This window comes from Paenibacillus arenilitoris (genome assembly GCF_014705655.1).
Lineage (GTDB): Bacteria > Bacillota > Bacilli > Paenibacillales > Paenibacillaceae > Pristimantibacillus > Pristimantibacillus arenilitoris.
In genome coordinates this window covers 66,315-72,496 of the sequence record NZ_JACXIY010000041.1, presented here as the reverse complement: position 1 = coordinate 72,496, position 6,182 = coordinate 66,315, and the positions used below count along the sequence as shown (strand labels likewise).

Annotated in this window: 7 protein-coding genes and 1 riboswitch; of the genes, 2 read left to right on the top strand and 5 right to left on the bottom strand. The window is 53.6% G+C overall.

The window, feature by feature from the left end; genetic code table 11:
- Nucleotides 1–276: hypothetical protein (locus IDH41_RS31595; RefSeq protein ID WP_223830086.1), on the top strand; the 276-nt coding region annotated here is incomplete at its 5' end.
- A gap of 226 nt (nucleotides 277–502) precedes the next feature.
- Here IDH41_RS31595 and IDH41_RS26480 read toward each other — a convergent pair.
- The 5 genes from IDH41_RS26480 to corA all read right to left on the bottom strand — a co-directional run bounded on the left by IDH41_RS26480 (nucleotide 503) and on the right by corA (nucleotide 4,731).
- Entirely contained in the window at nucleotides 503–811 is a 309-nt protein-coding gene (locus IDH41_RS26480; protein WP_317890825.1) for a winged helix-turn-helix transcriptional regulator, read from the bottom strand.
- A gap of 99 nt (nucleotides 812–910) precedes the next feature.
- On the bottom strand, nucleotides 911–1,756 hold the full coding sequence (locus tag IDH41_RS26475) for a DMT family transporter (protein WP_190866555.1): 846 nt from the start codon (nucleotides 1,754–1,756) through the stop codon (nucleotides 911–913).
- A 145-nt stretch (nucleotides 1,757–1,901) separates the two neighbouring features.
- The gene (locus IDH41_RS26470) at nucleotides 1,902–2,711 is read right to left on the bottom strand and encodes a histidinol-phosphatase (protein ID WP_190866553.1); all 810 of its coding nucleotides are present in this window, start codon (nucleotides 2,709–2,711) and stop codon (nucleotides 1,902–1,904) included.
- Between the two features lie 31 nt (nucleotides 2,712–2,742).
- The gene (locus IDH41_RS26465) at nucleotides 2,743–3,645 is read right to left on the bottom strand and encodes a LysR family transcriptional regulator (RefSeq protein ID WP_190866551.1); all 903 of its coding nucleotides are present in this window, start codon (nucleotides 3,643–3,645) and stop codon (nucleotides 2,743–2,745) included.
- A 150-nt stretch (nucleotides 3,646–3,795) separates the two neighbouring features.
- On the bottom strand, nucleotides 3,796–4,731 hold the full coding sequence (gene corA / locus IDH41_RS26460; protein WP_190866549.1) for a magnesium/cobalt transporter CorA: 936 nt from the start codon (nucleotides 4,729–4,731) through the stop codon (nucleotides 3,796–3,798).
- A gap of 304 nt (nucleotides 4,732–5,035) precedes the next feature.
- A riboswitch (SAM riboswitch) is annotated at nucleotides 5,036–5,141 on the top strand.
- A gap of 106 nt (nucleotides 5,142–5,247) precedes the next feature.
- Here corA and metA point away from each other — a divergent pair.
- Nucleotides 5,248–6,165: a homoserine O-acetyltransferase MetA gene (metA, locus tag IDH41_RS26455; protein ID WP_190866547.1), complete on the top strand. Its 918-nt coding sequence runs from the start codon at nucleotides 5,248–5,250 to the stop codon at nucleotides 6,163–6,165.
- Nucleotides 6,166–6,182: the final 17 nt, after the last annotated feature.

Here is a 6,182-nt window from a genome sequence, read left to right as displayed (position 1 = left end):
AGCATCGGAAAGCCGTATGCGGGAAAACCGCACGTACGGTTTGATGAGGAGGGGCTGGTCACCCCAGCCCTTTACTCTACTAGCAGCTTTCTTTTGTATGCATTGATATTGATAATTATTATCAATCAAGATGTTTCCATAATAATGGATGCCGGTTGTTTTGTCAACGAAGGGACGGGAAGGATGGAGGGGACGAAAGCCGGACATTCGAACGGCGGATTCGTCGAAGGCCGCCGCGCATATGCTCATAGAGAAGTGAAGACGGGTAAAGATTAGCAATAGATTAGCGGGAAGCGGAGGCATGGATACTTCGGCATCGACATCGAATGGGCTAAATTGCTGCATATGGTGCCGATGAAAGTACGTGACGCCCAGAGTCCGGGCGATGAAAGCGGTAAAGCCGCTAATAATGAAAAAAGAGGGCATATGCCCTCCAGCTTCTATCGTTCAGCGGGACGAGCCATTCCGTCAACGAACGGTAAAGGCTGTCTGCGCGCCTTAGTTACATCCATTGTTCGCCCCATTTTTGAATGGACTCGATAACGGGTTCCAGCTCCCGTCCTTTAATGGTCAGCTCGTACTCGATCCGTACGGGCATCTCCGGGTAAACCTGTCGTTTAATGATCGCTATATGTTCAAGTTCTTTCATCCGGTCCGTTAGCATTTTGTCGCTCATCTCGGGTATTTGTTCCTTGATCTCTTTGAACCGCTTCGGTCCTCCGAGCAATACCCGTATGATTCGGCCAGTCCATTTCTTGCCAAGGATGTCGGCCGCGGCTTCATACTTTGGGCACATTGTCGAATAATCCAACCGTATCACCCCGCTTTTCGTATTTCTATTGTAGCATATGAACGAACGAAAAGTAAGTTCATTTACTGGGAATAGCGGCTTCCGCGTGCCGCCGGCGATTTACAGCCGAATAATGACGAGCCCCGCGATCGTGAACGCGAAAGCGGTCCATTGCAAGAGCGACAGCTTTTCCTTGTACACGGCGATCGCGCCGGCCGCCACGACCAGGCTGTTCGTCGCAAAGATCGGAGCCGCGATATTCGCCTGGCCCGTCGAGATGGCGACGGCATACAGCTGTAGTCCGCCATACGAGAACAATCCCGCGACAACGCCTAAGCGAAGTCCTATCTTGCGGGCGGAGCGCGTATCCGCAGCCTTGGACGGGAGGAGAAACCAGGCTAGCGATAGGGCGTAGGCGATGAACAAAATCGGCGCGCTCGGCAGCCCGAGCTCGTCCGTTACTTTGAGCCCGCCGTTGCGGATGGCGAACAGCGCGATGGCCGCCCCGACAAGGACGAACCAGCGCTTCTCGGTAATCGTCAGCGGTTCCTTCCGTTTGTGCGCGATAAAAACGACGGCGAGCAGCAGGAGCGTAATGCCGGCCGCTTCGGAAGCGCCGAGCGGCTCGCCGTACCACCACGTCCCGAGGGCGACGACCAGAATGATGTTCATATTCGTAAGCGGCGAGGTTAAGCTTGCGGGGCCGTAATCCAGCGCCTTCATGAACAAGGCGTTGCCCCAGGCGGAGCCGGCCCCGATTATGCCCCCCGCGATCCATACGGCGGGATCGGCCAGGGTCGGCAGCGTGCCTTCAAGCGCCGCATGAACGCCGAACCCAAGCATTCCGGACGCGTATAAGCCCAGCAGCAACATCCTTGTCGAACCGCCGCGCATTTGCGATACTTTCATCCACCAGCCGGCCAGTCCGAACAAGATTGCGCTGCCGATGGCCGTCAAAAGCCACATTTTACCGTCCATCTCCCTAAATTTGTTACACAATTGAAATGCTTCTGTTACCGTCCCATTACATTAGGGGGCTATTATAATAAACAAGACCCCCTTTTTTAATATATATTTTTTGGGACCTGCGGCGTGCAGGTCCGCTTTTTTTTTATAGAGGCAGAACGACCTGCCGGCGCTTCCGGTAATACACCCACTGCTTAAATCCGATTTCCTTCAGCCTGGCGCGCACAAGCTCCCACTCGTCGCCTACCCGCTGAGGCACATGCGCGTCGGAGCCGAACGTGACGTTAACGCCGTAATGAAGCGCCCGCTCCAAAATTTCGTCCGACGGATACCAGCCTCCGACATCCTTCGTGCCGCCCGACGTATTGATCTCGATGGAGACGCCGTTTTCAGCGATGACCCGCAGCGTCTCGTCGATATGCTCATGCGCGGGGATGGCCGAGAAGGCGGGGTAGTAGCCCTTCATTGCATCGATATGGCCGAGAATATCGAACATGCCGCTGCGTGCGGATTCGGATATGAGCTCGTAATAGCTCTTTTTCTCGCCGAGTTGCCGGGCTTCGTCGAGCCCCTTCCAGCGGTTCCGGTTAAAAATGCTGACGCCGCCGACCTGGTGGACGGAGCCGATCAAATAATCGAACGGCACGCCTACGTACGCCTTCCGGTAGCTTTCCGCATACTCCGGAAAGAAGTCCGATTCCATGCCGAGCAGCACCTCGATCCGTCCTTCGTACTTTTGCTTCAGCCGCAGCACTTCGTTCACGTAATTGGCGAATTCGCTTCGCGCCATGGCGATGCCGGGCGACGGCTGGTCTTCCTCGTGGTAGAAGTAGGGGGAATGGTCGGAAATGCCGATCACCTGGAGCCCGGCGTCGATTCCCGCAACAATGTAGTCTTCAATGCTGCCGTCCGCATGCCCGCATCTGAAATGATGGGTATGTAAATCAAATTTCATTCTCTTCCTCTCCTTGTCTGCCGTCTATTTTTTATTCGCTGCTTATGAAATGGTGCTCGGGCATGCCCTTCAAATCGCTGAGAAACTGCTGCATCGCCGTGTTCAAATACCGGCCGGACTTGTATACGACGCCTACCGGATGCGTCGCTTCGAGCTCGTTGACCTTGATCATCTTCAGCGTGCCGAGCCGAAGCTCGTTGGCGATCGACAGCTTCGAGACGACGGCCGCACCAAGGTTAATCTCGACCATCCGCTTCACCTCTTCACTGCTCGACAGCTCCATGACGATGTTGGGCTGGACGTTGTATTTGCGGAACAGCTGATCGACGAATCGGCGTCCGAGCGTATCGGGGGCGAGCATGATCATCGGAATATCCTTTAGCGTGTCCACCGTCGTGTGCGTTAATTTACTCATCGGATGCGCCGGCGATACGACGAGCTCGAACGTGTCGTAGTAAAGAACGGAGGAGGAGACGTTCGGATTTTTTTCGAACAGATACGAAATGCCGATATCGACGGAGCCGTTCTCGACGCTGGCCATCACTTGGGATGAAGGCATGGAATGAATCGTGGTTTTGATCAACGGGAATTGGTTTTGAAAATAGGACAGCACCCGAGGCAAAATTTGAATCGCGATGGACGAGGTCGTGCCGAGCAAAATATGTCCTTGAGGCGTCGAATTGAGGTCGGACAGCTTCTGCTTCAGCTCTTCGACGATCGTCAGCATCTTCTCGGCATGCTGCAAAAATACTTGTCCGTGATCGGTTAAAGTGACGGGCTGATTACGATCGATTAAGACCGTCTTGAACTCGTCCTCCAAGCTTTTGATTTGCGCCGATACGGCCGGCTGCGTCAGGTTGAGCAGCTCGCCCGCTTTGCGGAAGCTCATCGTCTTGGATATCGTAACGAGCGTTTCAAGCTGGCTGAGGTTCACGTCAATCCCCCTTTCCAAACGAAAGTCTGCTATAAATAAGTATTTAACTATTATAAAGGATATAAGAGGCGACGGCAAAAAGGCCGCCCGCTCCGCCCGGCGGGGAAGCCGGAGGAGGAACGACCTTGCCGTATTCGAACCGCAACGCGGTTAGAGCCATTCCTTCTTGCGGAACGTAATGAACATGCCTACCCCGAGCAGCAGCATGACGCCGAGCAGTATATAAGAGCCGAAACGGAGATGCAGCCCCGGAATGAAGTCGAAATTCATTCCGTATATGCCGGTAATGAAGGTCAACGGCATGAAGATGACGGTGATCGCCGTAAAGACGCGCATGATTTCGTTGGCACGGTTGGAGACGCTGGACTGGTAAGCCTCCCGCAAGTTGCCCATCAGGTCGCGGTACGTATCGAACGATTCGGCGATCTTCAGCGCGTTCTCGTAAATATCGCTGAAGTACTTTTGCAGCTCGTCGTCGATCAGCTTCAAATCCTTCTTGTTGAGCGTGGCGATCAGCTCGCGCTGCGGGCCGAGCACCTTGCGCAGCCACAAAATCTCGCCGCGCAAGCCGATGATCTCGTTCAGATGCGACTTCTTCGTATGCATGAGAATGTCCTCTTCCAGCGATTCGATCCGGTTGTCGATCCGATCGCCGACGAGGAAATAATTATCGACGACGAGGTCGACGAGATGGTACAGGAAGTAATCCGGCCGGCTGACTTCATGCTCCCAGAGCAGCGGCTTGAGCGAGCGGAGCTCGTTGATTTTCTGCTTCGTGACCGTAATAATGTAATGGCGGCCAAGAAATATGTTCAGCGCGCGCAGGAAGATCTCTTCGTCGTCGAACCGGATGCTGTTAATAACGATAAAATAATGGCTTTCGTAAATTTCGATTTTCGGGCGCTGCTCCTCCTCGCTGAGGCAATCTTCGACGGCGAGGTCGTGCATGCCGAACAGAGGCTGGAGCACCGCGAGGTCGTCCACGTCCGCATCGATCCAATAAAAGCCTTGGGGCGCGGGGACCAGCGTCTGTTCGATCGTATCCACAGGGGTAAAAATGCCATTGTTAACAAGACGGATTTTCATCCGCAGCCACTCCTTTCTTACTTGAGAGGGAACTGCCGGCTGAAGGTGGAAGTAACCGGCAGTAACCGTATTCGATAATCGTCAGGCTTCGGTCGGTCGCCTTCCATGTCCGTTTGCACCCCTTTGCGAGTGAAATGGTGACGCAATCTTGTCTAGTATACTCCCGCACCAGCTTTACATTCAAGCCTAAAAACGGCGCAAAATAAGGCTATTCACCAGCTTATGCAAAGTCGCATCTTGACGCGAATAAAGGAATGCATTAAAGTGAAAAATAGATGTAACCGCGAAAAATGAATAGACTACTTTCTTATCAAGAGCAGGCGGAGGGACTGGCCCGATGAAGCCCGGCAACCGGCGTTAGACGCACGGTGCTAATTCTTGCGGAAACGATTGTTTCTGAGAGATGAGAGAGGCGGATGGCTTCTTAACCGAGCATACGACCTTTTCTCAGAGCAGAAAGGGTCTTTTTGTTATTGAAGCGGCTAATCTGCCATCCTATTTAAGGAGTGAATTCGCATGCCGATCAAAGTACCGGACCATTTGCCGGCCAAAGAAGTTTTAAGCAACGAGAATATATTCGTCATGGACGAAAGCGTCGCCTTCCACCAGGACATCAGGCCGCTTCGGATCGCCATCTTGAATCTCATGCCGACGAAGGAAACGACCGAGACGCAGCTGCTTCGGCTCATCGGCAATACGCCGCTTCAGGTCGAAGTCGTCCTGCTTCATCCAAGAACGCATACGTCCAAGAATACGTCCGCCGAGCATTTGGAATTGTTCTACAAAACGTTCGACGAAATTTCCGATGAATACTACGACGGGCTGATCATTACGGGGGCGCCGGTCGAGCATCTGCCGTTCGAGGAAGTGACGTATTGGGAAGAGCTGAAGGAAATTATGGATTGGAGCGCTAGGCGCGTTACGTCGACATTCCATATTTGTTGGGCCGCGCAGGCGGGCCTCTACCACCATTACAACGTGCCCAAATACGGCTTGGATAACAAAATGTTCGGCGTGTTCCAGCATGCGGTCGAGAAGCGCAACGTCAGCCTGCTGCGCGGGTTCGACGAAGTGTTCTACGTGCCGCAATCGAGGCATACGGAAGTCCGCCGCGAAGATATAGAGCCGATCGAGAACCTCGACATATTGTCCAGCTCGGAAGATTCCGGCGTCTATATCGTCGCTTCCAAGGACGGCAAGCAAATTTTCGTGACCGGCCATTCGGAATACGACCCGACCTCGCTCAAGTTCGAATACGACCGCGATAAGGCGAAAGGCCTGCGCATCGACGTTCCGAAGAACTATTTCCCGGGCGATAATCCGGCTTCGCTGCCGCTGTCCACTTGGCGGGCGCACGCGAATCTGTTATTTTCGAACTGGCTCAATTATTACGTGTACCAGCAAACGCCGTTTGACTTAGGCGCAGGCATTTAACTTTTTTTTCGAGGGAG

Coding starts and splice junctions, on each gene's coding strand:
- IDH41_RS26475 (WP_190866555.1), bottom strand. CDS start 1,756: ATGTGGCTTTTGACGGCCATCGGCAGCGCAATCTTGTTCGGACTGGCC.
- corA (WP_190866549.1), bottom strand. CDS start 4,731: ATGAAAATCCGTCTTGTTAACAATGGCATTTTTACCCCTGTGGATACG.
- metA (WP_190866547.1), top strand. CDS start 5,248: ATGCCGATCAAAGTACCGGACCATTTGCCGGCCAAAGAAGTTTTAAGC.
- IDH41_RS26470 (WP_190866553.1), bottom strand. CDS start 2,711: ATGAAATTTGATTTACATACCCATCATTTCAGATGCGGGCATGCGGAC.